This is a genomic window from Paenibacillus sp. M2 (assembly GCF_046713495.1).
GTDB classification, from domain to species: Bacteria; Bacillota; Bacilli; order Paenibacillales; family Paenibacillaceae; genus Paenibacillus; species Paenibacillus amylolyticus_B.
The window spans coordinates 1436088-1451242 of sequence record NZ_CP169648.1 but is presented as its reverse complement, the minus strand read 5'-3'; the positions used below and the strand labels follow the sequence as shown (position 1 = coordinate 1451242).

16 protein-coding genes are annotated in these 15155 nt (G+C 47.6%); 3 read left to right on the top strand and 13 right to left on the bottom strand.

Translation table 11 applies throughout. The features are described 5' to 3' along the window. Positions 1-72: 72 nt before the first annotated feature. From ACETMN_RS06510 to ACETMN_RS06485, 6 genes are read right to left on the bottom strand one after another with little or no spacing between them, the layout of a single operon-like run. A complete protein-coding gene (locus ACETMN_RS06510) occupies positions 73-1212 on the bottom strand; it encodes a baseplate J/gp47 family protein (RefSeq protein WP_411735918.1) in 1140 nt (379 codons plus the stop codon). A 4-nt stretch (positions 1213-1216) separates the two neighbouring features. Further along, complete coding sequence (locus tag ACETMN_RS06505) at positions 1217-1672, bottom strand: DUF2634 domain-containing protein (RefSeq protein WP_091015495.1); 456 nt, start codon at positions 1670-1672, stop codon at positions 1217-1219. Next, positions 1665-2075 carry a hypothetical protein gene (locus ACETMN_RS06500; RefSeq protein ID WP_091015496.1) on the bottom strand — a complete coding sequence of 137 codons (411 nt, stop codon included), beginning with the start codon at positions 2073-2075 and terminating at the stop codon, positions 1665-1667. Before ACETMN_RS06500 ends, ACETMN_RS06505 begins: the two co-directional genes overlap by 8 nt. Then, entirely contained in the window at positions 2068-3054 is a 987-nt protein-coding gene (locus ACETMN_RS06495) for a phage portal protein (RefSeq protein WP_411735917.1), read from the bottom strand. The genes ACETMN_RS06500 and ACETMN_RS06495 overlap by 8 nt, the downstream gene beginning before the upstream one ends. Continuing rightward, a complete protein-coding gene (locus tag ACETMN_RS06490) occupies positions 3051-3680 on the bottom strand; it encodes a LysM peptidoglycan-binding domain-containing protein (RefSeq protein ID WP_411736406.1) in 630 nt (209 codons plus the stop codon). Before ACETMN_RS06490 ends, ACETMN_RS06495 begins: the two co-directional genes overlap by 4 nt. A 54-nt stretch (positions 3681-3734) precedes the next feature. Further along, positions 3735-4325 carry a hypothetical protein gene (locus tag ACETMN_RS06485; RefSeq protein WP_411735916.1) on the bottom strand — a complete coding sequence of 197 codons (591 nt, stop codon included), beginning with the start codon at positions 4323-4325 and terminating at the stop codon, positions 3735-3737. Positions 4326-4461: 136 nt separating this feature from the next. Between ACETMN_RS06485 and ACETMN_RS06480 the strand changes: the two genes are divergently transcribed. After that, the gene (locus tag ACETMN_RS06480; protein WP_411736405.1) at positions 4462-4920 is read left to right on the top strand and encodes a leucine-rich repeat protein; all 459 of its coding nucleotides are present in this window, start codon (positions 4462-4464) and stop codon (positions 4918-4920) included. A 443-nt stretch (positions 4921-5363) separates the two neighbouring features. Here the strand turns inward: ACETMN_RS06480 and ACETMN_RS06475 are convergent, their stop codons facing one another. The 5 genes from ACETMN_RS06475 to ACETMN_RS06455 all read right to left on the bottom strand — a co-directional run bounded on the left by ACETMN_RS06475 (position 5364) and on the right by ACETMN_RS06455 (position 9332). After that, entirely contained in the window at positions 5364-5798 is a 435-nt protein-coding gene (locus ACETMN_RS06475; RefSeq protein ID WP_017690174.1) for a phage tail assembly chaperone, read from the bottom strand. Positions 5799-6054: 256 nt separating this feature from the next. After that, on the bottom strand, positions 6055-6462 hold the full coding sequence (locus ACETMN_RS06470) for a phage tail tube protein (RefSeq protein ID WP_076331920.1): 408 nt from the start codon (positions 6460-6462) through the stop codon (positions 6055-6057). 49 nt (positions 6463-6511) lie between these two features. Next, positions 6512-7975, bottom strand: a complete 1464-nt coding sequence (locus ACETMN_RS06465) for a phage tail sheath subtilisin-like domain-containing protein (protein ID WP_091015501.1) — start codon at positions 7973-7975, stop codon at positions 6512-6514. Further along, entirely contained in the window at positions 7975-8163 is a 189-nt protein-coding gene (locus tag ACETMN_RS06460) for a hypothetical protein (RefSeq protein ID WP_249911568.1), read from the bottom strand. The genes ACETMN_RS06465 and ACETMN_RS06460 overlap by 1 nt, the downstream gene beginning before the upstream one ends. A 290-nt stretch (positions 8164-8453) precedes the next feature. Continuing rightward, positions 8454-9332 (bottom strand): hypothetical protein, encoded by an 879-nt coding sequence (locus ACETMN_RS06455; RefSeq protein ID WP_411735915.1) that lies wholly within the window; start codon positions 9330-9332, stop codon positions 8454-8456. A gap of 546 nt (positions 9333-9878) precedes the next feature. Between ACETMN_RS06455 and ACETMN_RS06450 the strand changes: the two genes are divergently transcribed. Beyond that, on the top strand, positions 9879-10901 hold the full coding sequence (locus ACETMN_RS06450) for a hypothetical protein (RefSeq protein WP_091015507.1): 1023 nt from the start codon (positions 9879-9881) through the stop codon (positions 10899-10901). Positions 10902-11065: 164 nt separating this feature from the next. Here ACETMN_RS06450 and ACETMN_RS06445 read toward each other — a convergent pair whose 3' ends face one another. Beyond that, positions 11066-12922 carry a DUF4127 family protein gene (locus ACETMN_RS06445; RefSeq protein ID WP_411735914.1) on the bottom strand — a complete coding sequence of 619 codons (1857 nt, stop codon included), beginning with the start codon at positions 12920-12922 and terminating at the stop codon, positions 11066-11068. 575 nt (positions 12923-13497) lie between these two features. Between ACETMN_RS06445 and ACETMN_RS06440 the strand changes: the two genes are divergently transcribed. Then, positions 13498-13980 carry a hypothetical protein gene (locus ACETMN_RS06440; protein ID WP_091015510.1) on the top strand — a complete coding sequence of 161 codons (483 nt, stop codon included), beginning with the start codon at positions 13498-13500 and terminating at the stop codon, positions 13978-13980. 95 nt (positions 13981-14075) lie between these two features. On the opposite strand, the gene ACETMN_RS06435 is transcribed toward ACETMN_RS06440, so the two are convergent. Beyond that, on the bottom strand, positions 14076-15035 hold the full coding sequence (locus ACETMN_RS06435) for a hypothetical protein (protein WP_210109545.1): 960 nt from the start codon (positions 15033-15035) through the stop codon (positions 14076-14078). Positions 15036-15155 lie beyond the last annotated feature (120 nt).

Below are 15155 nucleotides of genomic sequence, written 5' to 3'. Positions count from 1 at the left end.
CGGCGTACTTCTCCCAATCTTCCTTGGTGTCCGCACTCCAAAACTACTTCCTCGTCCACCATCTGCCCAACACTACTCATGCACATCCACCGTCCCCAGCACGGCCACCTGGCTCGCAGTCATCTCAATATTCTGGTCACTCACACCATTCACGGTCAGGTCCGAATAGTCGATAATGGGTGGAATGTCCAGCAGAATTGCGGCAATGCGAGTGTAACGAACGAGCGGATCGGCAAAAGCCAACTGCTTTAAATACGCGGTCACCCCGCGTTCGATCAATGCCCTTACATCGGCCAACGTCGCATCACTTGCCAGCGTTAGCTTCACCTGAATGTTCATCGGCACTTCCTCGGCTGGCATCACAGTCACCACTGGCCCAGCCGGGGCAACACCTTCACCCTGTCCATCCTGCGTAGGATCGACGTACTTCTGCACAGCCGCCACCAGATCAGTACCTGCAGCACGTTTGTCCGTGTCAAGCAGATACAATCCCACCGTGCCTGGCCCCTGCCATAACGGAATCACACGCGTTGCACCAACACCTGGCACTTCACTGGCCCACTGTACATATTGCGATTTGTTGCCGCTTGTCCCTTGGTTGCGGACTTTGGCATAAAAACGTTCCAGCAGTGCCGTATCGGCCTCAATATCCGCACCGCCTTTAATCACCTCAATGTTCGTGACAGAAGTCACGCCACTTACAGGTGTAGAGAGCACAGTTACCGTGCCCGCAGGCACATTACTCTCTTTTCCCGCAACAAGCGCTCGCACGCCTACCACCCCGGAACCATCTGAATCCAGTTCGAAACGTCCCACTGTCTCATATTCGAGCGAAGCTTCAGCAGACACTTCATCCGCGAGCGTAGCCACGACCGTACCCGCAGGCACCACTTTACCCGGCGTACCCACAAACCTCACCGCACCTTGTGCCGCCACCGCAGCTCGCCGTGTGATGCCGTGCTCTCCCGCCCGCAGATCCAGCTCTTCCGAACGAAAATTCGGATCACTGCTCGCCGCAGTACTAGCAAACCCCCGCCGCAATAATTCCTGCGCCCACAACGCCGCCTCAGACAGCATAAACGCAACCGGAGCCTCCGCATCCCACAGAAACGATCCTTCCGACTTATCCAGATCCGCGGGCAGACGATCCAGCATGCGCTGCATAATCTGTTCCTCCGTCTGGTCCTCCAAATAACGCGGAATCTCAGCCATCCCGTCAGATCACCTCACTTTCCAGAATAAACATCTCTTCCTGCACACTCGCCACCCGGCACGAGAATATGCACTGCTCCCGATTCCAATCGAACGTGAACTGGTCTACCGAATCCGTGCGTGGATCTGCCAGCAACGTCTCCGTCACCATCCGGGTAATTTCACTTTCCATCACGCCTCGGCTATCACCCTGCCCCACCAGATCCTCCAGCTCCGAACCATAGTTCCGGGAGTAAATTACATGTCTGTACCGCGGCGTTTTCACAGCCTTAATGCACCACTGCACCCAAGCTTCATGTCCACCAGCCCCAGCAACTTTGCCACTTGGGGTCAGCACAAAATCCCCTGCGTCGTAATCAAATCGCCAACTTCGTCCAAAGCGCACCTCTTCCGATGCCGCCCCTGACAGATCTTCTTCATCTCCCCAGACCACACCCGTTTCCGGGAACAAACTAGGCATGCGCACTCACCACCTTACACAGCACCACAATGTCGTTACCGCCATTCACCCGCATTGCCAGTACACGATCCCCGGCCTTCAATCCTTTACCAAGAGACCACACCGCTTCTTCCACTTCCTCTTCTTGCAAAAGAAACCGTCCCGTGCCCGTCGTTCCGCCGTTTGCCACGTCAGATATACCGGAAATCGCGCCAGCAGCCTTGCGCTCCGGCAGTCCAAGCGTGCCCGGCAACTCGGCCACGAGATAATCCTGCACTTCGTGCTTGAAATCATCCAGCTTCACACCGGATGAGGTCATCGTACCCAGTACCGCGCCCAGCCCGCTTACAGCCTGACGAGAATGTGTACTCATCGCCCCCCGCATGACGTCGGCAAAATGCCCATACGGATCATCTTTATTCAAGGTAATACCTCCTTTTCACCAGCTCAGCCGTTCCCAGCTCCAACGTCATCGTTCCAGGCCCGGCAGACAGATCACGGCTAACCGACATGACGATCAGCTTCAGTCCTTTTAACAACACCGCATCCCCGGCGCGAATCGTATTCATATCCGGTGCGGATATCGTAAAGGTCTCCTGAATACCCGTCAGCTTGCTTTTTGCCAGCTTCTTCGCGGCGGCGGCTGTTTTCACCTGATCGTCCTCGATCAGCTTTTGCAAAGTGCCCAGTTCTTCCACACGATCCTGCTCAATCGCAAGCACTTTGGAAGGAACTTCTTTGCCACTCGGTGACTCCGACGCTGCCATGACTTTAACTTTGGTAACTGCCCCTTCAAGCGTACGCATCTGGGTCAGATCGATCAGTCGATCCAACTCATACACCTTTGCATTACTTCCTACCTGGAAGAGTTGCAACCCGCCGGGCGTCATCCGTGGATGGTACATGTCCCCGCCGGACTTCGCCGTTTCCTTCAGATCTGCAAACATCATCGAAAAAATCGTCTGTGAACGATACACGGCTTTGCCCAGCTTTGTCTTGGTATCCGGCAGTGTAGCGTATGGAATCTTCCACTCTTTGGCGTAGGTTTTAAGTCGCTGCGTAGCCGTCTGGTCCTTCGGCAGCAGGAACTCGTCCTCTGATTTTTCCAGATAGATCATCCGGTCGTACACCGTGAGAGACAGCCGCTTGGTGCCACTGTTCGAGCTTTCCACCTCCCAGATGACCGCAGGATGCAGCAAGTGAACCATGGATTTTTCGCCAAAAGGAACCCCGCTAATCCGCACCGCCATGCCCGGTGAGATCGAAGGCAGACCCGAAGATGCAGACACCGCCAGTCGGATGTTGGCCTGATACGCAATCTGGTCCAGCGAGTCCTTCAGCGTAATTGTCTCCACCAGCTTGGTGACGTCATATTTGTCGTCGACAATGACCTTGTAGGTCATGGCATCACCAGCTTTTGCCCCGGCTTGATCCGGTTCGGATCACTGCCGATGATCTTGTTATTGAGCTTGTAAATCTCGTTCCATTTGGAACTGCTGCCCAGCTCAAGCTTTGCTATTTTGGACAGGGAGTCGCCAGATTTGACGGTGTAGGTCTTGCTAGACTTTTTCAAATCCGTACGAGAACCTGACTTGCTCCCGGATGCAGCTGAGCCGACCTTCTCCACCTTGGAATCCCGCCATGTGCGCAGGGTCAGATCGAAGTAAATATCTCCGCTCTCGCCGCCCCGGAAGGTCGTATTGTGCGAGATCAGATATACTGGCACATTCACCCCCGTGTTGGTGATGATGAAGCGCAGCGGCTTTTTCGATATCAAAAACGTATTCAGCATATTCATCGCTACCCGCGGATCAGGCAAATCTTCGTACATGCAATAGGACGCATCATACTCTTTGGGGAAAAATGAAGAGAAGGTGATCTCCTTCACCTTCTCCCCCTGTGCAAAATCAAACTCGCCATGCTCCAGCATATTAATCGTTTCGTACCCTTTGGAACGGGAGATTGTAAACTCTTCTGGATTCACCGGAAATTGAAACTTAGTTTTCCCATCAATAAGGGTAAATTCCATTTTGATCCCTTCCACTTTATCTTCAAATACAGTCATACACGGCCTCCTTTCTGCTTAGGCCATAATGGTTTTTCGGTTTTCCATGGCACGGCGTAATTCTTTAACAAACTGATTACTAATTTGATTTGCCAGATCACTATAATCCAACTTATGATTATTATTGGATATTTGGATTGCGCCATTAGGTAAATTCACATTAATTTGCTTGGTTTTTTTGGTTGAAGAAGATAAGATATTATTTGCCTTACTTTTATCTAACCCTATATTTTTTGTAGTCTTTATACTGCTAGTGTTAACCTTTTTTAAAGGCCACCAACTTTTAGTCCAAATATTGGTAAGAGCCTTACCGCCCCATTCTCCTAATATCTCTCCCCACTTATCTCCAAGGTATGCTCCAGTACCAGCAAGGATTGGGATAGCTGGTTGCGCACCTGGAATGATTCCCCCCAAAGCACCCAATCCAGTTCCTAGACCTATAGATCCTACTTTCGCTCCAATAATCTTGCTTACTTCAATCATTTTTTCTTCTGGTGTAGAAGCATGTACAACTTTATTTATATTTCCAACAATATCAAGAAATTTAAAGGCGCCATTCCCTACTTTTCTCACACGCTTAGTCCATGGATGATCCCACATATCTTGCATTTTGTAACTTAGTCCGTAACCATAATTTTTAAAGGTCTCCAGTATTTTTTGACCGCCCTCTTTACCTTTGTTAATCCAGTCAGAGACTTCAAAAAACTTTTTGATTTCTTCTTTAGAATTCTCATACCAATCTTTAATGCCAACACTTTTGTTGCTAAGCCAAGAGAATGTAGCATCCTTGGCCGATACACCCTTCTTCCACAACCACTTTACATTGTTGTCTATCCCGGAAAATGTAGCATCCTTAGCTGATACACCCTTTTTCCACAACCACTTTACATTGTTGTCTATCCCGGAAAATGTAGCATCCTTAGCTGATACACCCTTTTTCCACAGCCACTTTACATTGTTGTCTATCCCGGAAAATGTAGCATCCTTAGCTGATACACCCTTTTTCCACAGCCATTTTACATTGTTGTCTATCCCGGAAAATGTAGCATCCTTAGCCGATACACCCTTTTTCCACAGCCACTTTACATTGTTGTCTATCCCGGAAAATGTAGCATCCTTAGCTGATACACCCTTTTTCCACAGCCACTTTACATTGTTGTCTATCCACGAATCTTTGTTTTTAACGTTCATATTCGATCCATAGTCATTACTATAACTTTTCTGATTTGCCGTAGCCGCTATCAATGAGCCTGTACCTTTAATTAATTTGACCAAACTTTTATTTTTTTTTATAAAATTAGATTTATTAATTTTACTCATTGTATTATCATTTTTAAATTTCGAATTTTTAGAAACAATTTTATGAATTGTACTTATAGCAGGTGAGCTAAAAGCTTTCTTTTTATTGGATTTCCCCATATAATTCCTCAACCTGCTAAATGATTTAATACCATCACTAACTATATTTTCAAACAAACTATATCACCTCCATTGGCCGTTATTCTTCTAGAGCACCTTCTATTTCCTCTTCCGAGAACGCAATCAACAGCGAACGCTCCCCGCGTGGCAAAGACCAGAACTCTCCGGGCCGGAGATGATGACGCACCCACATGTGATACAGAAACGTGGTCATCCCGCCGGAGTGAATCAGTTTTTTAGGTCTTCAATCTCCACACCAAAGCCGGACAGCTCCAGCACTTTATCACCTACGGCATCCAATTCACCCGCGAGCAGCATGCGGCGAACCGCCTGTTCGCCACCGGATAGCTTCATCCGGCCAGTAATACGGGTATCCCCCCAGCCGGACAACTCCAGGCTACGGACTTTCAATTTCACGGTTGCTTCGGAAATGAGAAGAGCGTTAAATGTTTCCGTGTCCACCTTTTCCTCGGTGCGGCCTTTGGTCGTTTTTCGAATGGTACAGCGTTCGCGAATGTGATCCACTTTGGAAGACGTCAGTCCACGCAAGGTCAACAATAGATCCAGACGCTGAATGCGCACATTCTCCTCTGGCAAACGTTCTGCTGCTTCAAACAACTGATCCAAAATCTGTTCTTCGGACATATTTTCATTCATACTCATCTGGCGTTATCTCCTTCTTGTTCACACTTGGCAATCATAATGTTACACTAGCCACTCCGATGACAGAATAACCTTCCGATCGCTGTTATCCCCAGATTTTTTTGATTCCCCTCTTCAAGGGAAAATCCGGGGATAAAGGCGAACGCTCCGCTTCTTCACGTTATTTCTGTCCTCTCCGTTATCGTGCAGATACTAAATTTGCTTTAAGTAGACAACAAAGAGACCGAGATCATCTCGGCCTCCATTAAAGTCCTTTTTAGTTCGCCACAATCGGATTCAGTAACTCAAATCCTTCAAACGTAAAGCCCGTTTCCTCCGGTACTTCCTCACCCGCTGTCCAGTTGGCAAGCTGGATTTTGTCCACCATGCAACCTCTCAGCAAAACGCTCTCGTGTCCATATGATTCAGGGTCGTTTAGCTTCGAAATAATTTCGAATTTCGTGAAGCCGCGCAGGATCATATCCGAAGTGACTTTGTAGCCCGTCATCGTGCCGGTTCCTTTTTTTGCGCCGTTCTTGTGCACCTTCCAGTCGTTACCGACCAGGTTCAGCTCACGCTTTTCAATCTCCACACTCGCTTCCAACTTGTTAATGTTCGTCTGCCACACACCATCGATATGCAGCTGACCATGGGTACCGAGAATTACTCTTGACGCATCCAACATATATTTTCCTCCTTAAAATTAAAAAATCGCGTTTTCCTTCCTCACAACCTTATTGCACGTAAAATGTACCAAACAACTGCTCCATCACATCGGTCAGCTTCACATTCCATTGCAGGAATACCTGATCTGCCTCCGGTTTGAGAACTGGTGCAGCACCATAATACGCCGGATCAAGAATGACATCATAACCGTCAGCTTCAATCACATTGCTCTGTGCAAGCAACGCCAAATAGGCCTTCATGGCACTAATCAGTGCCTGACGACCCTCTTCGGTATTGTTTACTTTACCGATATACGTATCTTCCGCGGAACGTTGCAGATCCGTGTTAATGGCGTCCAACACACGAATAGATCGGATTTTTTTCCACGCATTATTCTGGCCAGCGGCTGGCGTTACAAGTGTGTTTACACCGCGAAGTGCTTTCACCTGACGTCCATCATGGAAGAAAATAAATACGCCGTTCTGTACCGCCTGCTCCTGTTCTGCGCGCGTCCAGCGACGTGTCACATCATCGAACGGCGTAGCTGCATAAGTGGTAGATTGGTTCAGACGTTGTCCGGCGATCAGTCCTGCAACATAAGCAGACGTTTCTGCCGAGCTATAGAATGCATCTCCAAGGCGAACGCCTGTACCAACGTTAATCACGCCTTCATGGTTGAGGGCAAGCGAACGTGCTGCTGCCTTTTGTACTGCTGTAGCAGAGGTATCATCCGCTGCGGAACCGCCAAATACAGCCATCACCGGCTTGCCTTCACCACGCACACGTTTCACCCATGCCGCAAAACTCGCAAGCAGAGGTGCATCCGCCGCCTGATCCAATGCCAAGACGTCGAATTGCTCCCCTTCCAGCGCACCCTGTACAGCAATGTACTCTGCATTGGTCAGGTCATCGTTACCACTTACGCCGCCTTTGAGTGCCGCACCCGCAACAGTTGCAACTACACCTGCACCATCGCCAATCGCCTGCGCTGTCACCCAGACATTTCGTTCATCCGCGTTAATCTCTTTTGCCAGAGAAGCTGCTGTAATATCCGCTGTCAGGAGCGCATACAACATCCGGTTACCTTCAAAAAGGCGCACTTCATGTTTCGTATTATCAATCACACCTGGCTGGATGGTGACGTAGAATCCATTTGCACGATCCCCCGGATACTTCGCATCCAGTTGCAGCACATTGGCATCACTGCTGTCCTTCAAAGATAGCGTAGCTGCTTTGGCCGCAGCACTTGCTACCCGATAAGCGAGCAACTTCTTCGGCCCACCCAACAGGGCGAGCTTCAAGGACGTATACGCCGTACCGTTATCCAGCACATTCGCCGCATAAATACGTTCAATCGCCGCTTCGCTTCCTACCTCAACAAAAGTCCCTACCGGACCCCAGTTGGCCTTGATTGGCACAACGACCGTCCCCCGCGTACCCGCTTGAATGGCCGAGGATGCTGCCGCCTGAAAATTCATATATAAGCCCGGAAGGACCGGACGATTTGTTTGCTCCCAAGTTCCACCTGCCATTATCCCTTCACCTTCGCTTTCATAAATTGGTTAATTCGTTCTTGCGTTTCTTCAATGGAAAACGTCTCTTGCGCCGCTTCGTACAGCGCACCGTACAGCACCTCTGCCTTAACGGCAAAGAGGGCTTCTGCATGATTCATCAGTTCTGCCCTTGTATACCGCGGGGCTGTCTGTTTGCTTTTTTTCACTGAGCTTGCCATGGCCATCTCACCTCATTGTTGGACTACTGATTTCGTGAATCGTTGATCTTATCGATATGATTTCCGAGCTATGATCTTCGAGCTATGAGCTACAAGCTTGAAGCTTTAATTTAATCTTGGAACTTTAACCTTTAAACTTGACCTATGAATTTTCGACCCTATGAACCTATGAATCTGAAGCTATAATGTTGAAGCAAAATCAATCATCTTAAAGCTATATTCACAATCTAAATCATCTGGAACCAACCCTTAATAGAAGGTTCCTCTGGGCTCAACTTTTACTCCATGCCTTTGGTATGGTGAATCTCACGAATCAAAGGCACATTTGTACCCGGACGACGAATCCGCTGCTGTAGTGTCAGACGAATCTGTCCGTTCAGATAGGCATCTGCCTGTAAATCTGCCGTGACTTCATCCACTGTGATATATCGCGTGTTACCTTCGTGCTCTTCGCCACCCGTTTCAGTGACGGCAAGACGAGATTGCACTGCAAGTTGCTCTACCAACCGAGTAACGGTCTGCCGTGTTAGCACCGGATGATCGGTTAGTACATGCCCAACCCACTGTTGCCGAACCTCCAATGCCGAAGTGCCCGCCACAGACGTGCTGCATCCAGCCAATCGCCATAACACAGACGGCATCTCATATCCTCCGGGCCAGGCATCACCATATACCGACCAGTTCGAGCCAAGCTCTTGCTGTGTCCAGTCTTGAAGCGCAGCTAACCACGCGTCGCCTGTTTCAGCGAGGACAGCTCCCGAGTCTTCTGGAACATACACTCCGAACCGTAGACTGCGCGTGAGCATTCCAGACCCTGCATCCACCCGATCGCTATCTGAAGAACCCAGATAGATACAGGTGAATGCCCCACCTGCTTCATCCACCAGCCTTACCTGGTGCAACCCTTCGATTAGATGGGCTGACCAAGCTTCCACTTGTTCAGCGCCGCCATCTTCCGGACGAACGTATGGTGAAATTTTAATGATCCGTCGATATCCCGCCCAGGCAGACTTCGGCACTTCTTCGGCAAACGCAACGACTGCACAAGGCCCGGCCAACATTTCGCCTGACGCAGGTACATCCAGCACACGACCGTTCCAATCTGGAACAAGTACCGCAAGCTTCTGTTTCAGCGTTTTTTTAATGAGCTTACTCATTTTACTGGTGCTCACGGCAGTTCTAATCTTATTTCTCATAGACACATTCATTTCGCCCCCTTTAGCTGCAAGTTTGAGATCTGCCCACACCGTGCAGCGACAATGTAGCAGCAGTAGACTCCCCCTTCTAACTCAGAGTCTTGATTGCTATCGAACCAGTAACGGGACTACATTCACCGCATCAAAAAGACCGGCCACCTGGCCGGTCTGTACATTAGCGTATGTGCTTTCGGTGCGTCCCTTGTTATTGATCCGATAATACAATCTTACACCCTTTCATCCCTAGCGCGGATGGTGTTCCGTACGACTTCGGTGCGATTAAGGAAGACGTTCGGGCGGAAAAAAGACGACAACTGTTCTAATTTCCCAACACAGAAATCACTTTTATATCGCTATCAAAACAATGTTATTTATTTACATTTTATTGCAGGTGTAATATCCTTCGTATATAGGATGTACGTAATTAGACGAAGTGTGCAGCGTTAAGAAAGGTGTTTGTGGTGCGCTAAAAGTTAACTATCCAATGTAGAGAGTGAGATATTGATTATGAAAAAAGGACTTATTATGCATTCACCTGTAATTCAAGGTTATCCGATTCATGCTAATATGCACTCTATTCTTCCCAATCACCCTTCCTACCATGAATGGTTATTTACGAATCACATGCAACTAAGGTTTGATTTCTACCAACCGGATACTTTCCACTTGGAGTTCTACCAGCCATTAATGAGAGAGTACCATCCGTTGTTAAATATTCACAGTATGCAAAAAGAAATGATCCAATTGCTCAAGTTAAATGTTACCGATTTCTTCATAGAGTCAATTAATAATGGTAACTACATTTATGTTCTTATCGATAAACAACATATTAAAGCCTATAGAACTGAAGAAAGTGCACCTCATGATTTATTCATATACGGTTATGATCGGGATAATCAAGAATTTAATATCGCAGATTTTTTTCCTGACCCGTTGCCCAAATATGAGAAAACAAAGGGATCCTTTTATGAGATTGAGCAAGCAGTCAATGAACATATCAACTATAAAGAGGACTGCTGGGATAATGTATTTGGTATACAACTTATCTCCATGAATTCGTTCAAGTCCTATCGTTTCAATTTGGAGTTTTTCAAAATCTCACTGAAACATTATCTTAATTCTACGAATAGTGCTGCATACTTTGAAGTCATTGAAGGCATTCCAGCAGAAGAGCAATGTCTGCACGGCAGTCTAGACCCTGTATTTGGTATCCACATTTATAACAAATTAATTGAATTTGTTCGTGCCGATCATCAATATATAAGAGCATTACATATGTTATCTGAGCATAAGACGTTAATGACCAAGCGAATTCATTATTTACATAAACTTGGATTAATTGATGGCAGTCTGTTTTACAACCTATTTGAGGATATTGAACTAAAGGCTCGTTCTCTTCGAAACAATATGCTTAAACAAATGATAATCAACGAAAACTCACTCAATATACCCAAACTGACTTCAATGATTGAAGAGCTTTCGAATAAGGAGTACATTGCACTTGATAAGTTAGCTAGTGCAATAGGGTAGCGTTGCAAGTTAAACGTAATGTTAAGGGGGATCGTAATGATTACCTGATCCGATCCCCTTAACTGGTTCCGATCCATACCACACCATACCTTCTTCAGTGCTGGCCTAAGCCAACGTTTAAAGGAAGCGGTCATGGCTTATAGGCTGATATCTGCGGCAATCTTTTACACAATATTAAAATTAACTTGCGGGTTCAACGTAATCTCAAATGCACGGCCCCAGATGAAATCCGGATTCGCATATTCCAACAGCGCACTGCCATATGTGGCATAAGACAATTCGTCATTACAGATCTGCTTAATCGCCACATTGCCTGTCTGGAAAGCTGTTTTATTCGCAAGCGCCGTGGTATACGTCTGCATCAAATCACGGAGCAATGTTTGCAGATGGGCATAGTCTTCCTCCGAGTTAAACAGCAACATATTTTGATCCGAAAGGGTAGCCACGTTGGTATACAGCGCATGGGCTCGAGAATATGTGCGGATCTCTGCAATCGCTACCGCTTTATAGTAGTAATCCTTCAGGAAACGCTTAAATAACAGTGAGCCATGTGCGTTCATCGCATCGCGCAACTTATGGTCATGCTTCTCTGTTGTAATCAACGCGTACCTGGACTGCCCCATGCCTACAGCAATACCGATCTTGTTACCTGGTGTATTCCATGCACTATAACCCAGAACCCGTCCGGTATATGGACTGCTCAGCAACGCTTCAGCAACATCAACATTCGCTGGACCTTTCCCCACAAAATCAATCAACACCGAAGGCAGGCCTTGTTCCCCATTCAGCGTCAATTGTTCCAACGCAGCCTGCACCTGATCCAGAGCCGTAATCGCAATAATCTCAATGTCGATGCTTGTGTTCTCCCCGGAATTACCCGGGTGACCCTTGGTCATACGATCCAGTTCGGAAGCCATATCAAATGGAACAACTTGCTCGACTGATACAGCCACCAGCTGTTCATTATCCACACTAGTCATCGGATCCGTCACCACCTCCGGTTCAGGATATGCCGAATCCACCACAAGCACACCGCCCACAATATCCACGTGACGAACCACATTCTCGTGTACATCCATGTACTCATACGTGTTAATGATCGTATTGCCGTGAGGACCAAAATATTTCACGCCGTAACGTGTCTTCGCCCCACCTCGGAACAACTGGTTAGCCATGCGAGCAACCAAAGCGTGCCCCAGACCATCTGCATCCGGCAAAATGATAGCACGATCCGGATTTTGTCCATTGGTTCCACCCAGCCATTCATTGATCCGCGCTTCTACATATTTGATTTCATTGATCTGAACACCCTGCGTGTTGGCATCGTCGACTCCAACTGCAAAGAAATCGATATAACCTGTGCGAGCCAGCTGCTCCAAAATGTACAGATTTGTTTTGAATTTATGCTGTCTTGTGTTGTAATACTGTTCTTTATCAAAATAGGTCGTTGTCCCATATTCCACTCCATCCGGGGACAGGTTATAACCCTCGATAATATCCTCAAACTCGGTGTGCGTCTGACGTGGCTGTTGCATCAACGCACGGGACTCATTATATGCGTCGAGCGCCAAGCCATCTGCAAACGAGGTTGTAGCCAAACGCATGATGGTATCCATTACAAATACGGGTTTGCGTGGGTATTTCTGCTTGATCACGCGGATCACGTCCAGCAAACGAGTGGTCTCTTCATCGTATTCTGGATAGGTGCCTCCTCCATCTTCGCGGAGTTGACGACTGCCAATCAGACCGCCATAAGTTAGCATATCGGATGAGATAATGAATCCGTCGACCTTGGCAGCATGTTTCAGAATAAAGTCGTGAATCTTGGACGGTTTGCCATAAACCGGCGTGGAGGTGCCGAGCAGCGTTGTGCCATCTACGGTTTTCTCCGAATCCAGACGATTCTTAATATCACTCAGGTTCGGTGTAACGATATGGATACCGGCTGCTTTCCCTTGCACAATCACATCATCCAGATTCGCTGGACGATCATCCAGTGGAACATACAATACTGTTTTCATATCACGTAGCCTCCTGTTATCTATATAAGTTGAACTACAGAATATTTACACTTGCCACTTCGATGACAGAACAACCTTCCGATCGCTGTTATCCCCGGATTTTCTTGATCCACTTATATAAAGGTAGAAATCCGTGGATAAAGGCGCAGTGTATGCTTCCGAAGTAGCTTTCTTGCAGAAAGCTTTTAGCTCCGATTCTTCAGGTTATTTCTGTCCTCTTCGTTCTCGTGTAAATCGTTAGTTCAACTTATATATCTAGTCTTTAATACCCGATCAGGGCAAGGATGCAATCACCGAATAAAAAAACCGGTCCCCTGGCCGGCTGTACGTTAGCGTATGAGCTGTCGGTGTGTCTGCCTTGCTGCTGATCCGATAATACCATTTTACCTCCTTTGCCCACTCGTGCTGATGGTAAACGGGATGAATTACGCCTGAATGTGGTCGTCTCTATGGCGGTTAAATGCCGATTTCTCGCGAGAAACTCCTATCGATAGTCCAACCAAACCCATCCTGACGATGTTTATATGACATAAGTAGCTTTCAAATCCTACGAACAATAAAGGATGGATATGACCATGAAAAAGAGGTATTTCTTCTATCTTTGGATTGCTGTCACCAGTTATATGGCGGGCCCCGCTATGTATGCGTTGGCGATGTACATCTTATATCAGGAAACAGATGTTATAACAACATCTCTCATTGGATGGACCGCGGCAACATTCTTATCTGTGGGTATCCTGTTTATCCTGATCACAGTCATCATGCTACGAGTGTTCAACATCTATTATTTCTGGCTGCAAACCCTGCTCTTCGAGTTGTTTTTCCTTGTCCTCGTCTATATGACCACTGTTCTTCTTGGGGCTGGCAACAGGGGACTGCCCAAGCTGTCCTTTCTATTTACACCCGAAGGCATCTCCTTATGGATGTTCTGGGGGAGTATTGCACTTATGAGCTCCTGGGGAATATGGGCAGCGCGTCAGCCCGTACGAAAATCACCATACATGCTGGTGTCCAGAGTCATGCTGATCCTGTTTATCCTTGAAATTTGGCCCCGTTAAACAGGTACAGGATGCCCACAATTCGGTAGACCAGAATAATGTCTAGAAGGGGTGTCCGTCATGACGGACACCCCTTCTGAAATGTATGTTTTATCTCACGCGATGATATAACGAAAGTTCTCCCATGTTTCTGGTACGGGCTCCCCGTTCTTGGCATGATGATAGAAGCTGAACGGGAATTTGAACACATGACCTCCGTTCCAGTCACGGGAACGTCTGTCGGTGAGCCAGTATTCCAGTTCATGAGGAAGCGCCACTGATCGTTCCGCTCGTGCTAATGGCAGCAGATCTACGGGTGATTGTAATGTCGGCATCGCCTGTTCAATATCCACATCTCGGCTTAAGCGCAGTGCCTTCACCATGGTAAGGAAAGGTGGGATGCCTTTGTGGAATAATGCCGGATAACCCAGTTCATATAATATGTTAAGCGCATGTCCATAGGTCAGCATATGACCGATCAGATCATGATGCGCTTCCGCGTGATAGATAGTCTGGAAAGCAACAAGCTCATCCAGAATCAGACGTGACAACTGAACTGGATCTTCAATATCAGGGAAACCATCGCTTTTTTCCGGCTTCAGACTGCGAATTTCTTTCATCGTTGTGTTCATCCAAGATCTTCCCGGGATGGTTCGATCGAATGAATCGATCAGTTCAACCAGCCGACCAATATCCTCCGCAGTGCCCCATCCATCCAGTTCGCGAATAGCTTTCAGACTGATTGCCCCGTAGATGGCCTGGTGTCCAACCCAGTGCAGTTCTCCAATCGTTCGATCCAATGCGTCCGTAATACGCGCCTCGGCATCTTCCCTGGGCATCATCTCACCAATCGGAGAGGTCTGACCAGGGCTGATTCCATGCTGGCGAAGCATGGCTTTTGCTTCGGCCGTAACACTGCCGGCGGCAAGGGCAGTGAGACGATTTTCCCGTACCCAAAAATATGCCGCAATTGCACCCGCCCCATAATGGGCGTGCCACAGATCTCCTGTACGTTCCCGACTGGAAACGATAATCGCAAGTCCATCTTCCAACAAACGTCGATCCAAGCTTGCCACCACCCTTCATCATATGTAAACCCATCAGAGAAACTACTCTGGAATGAATAAATAAAGCGTTTACTTCTATAACATGATGGAATTGCTCCACATATGCCCGTTTTGCCCCGGAATGCAAAG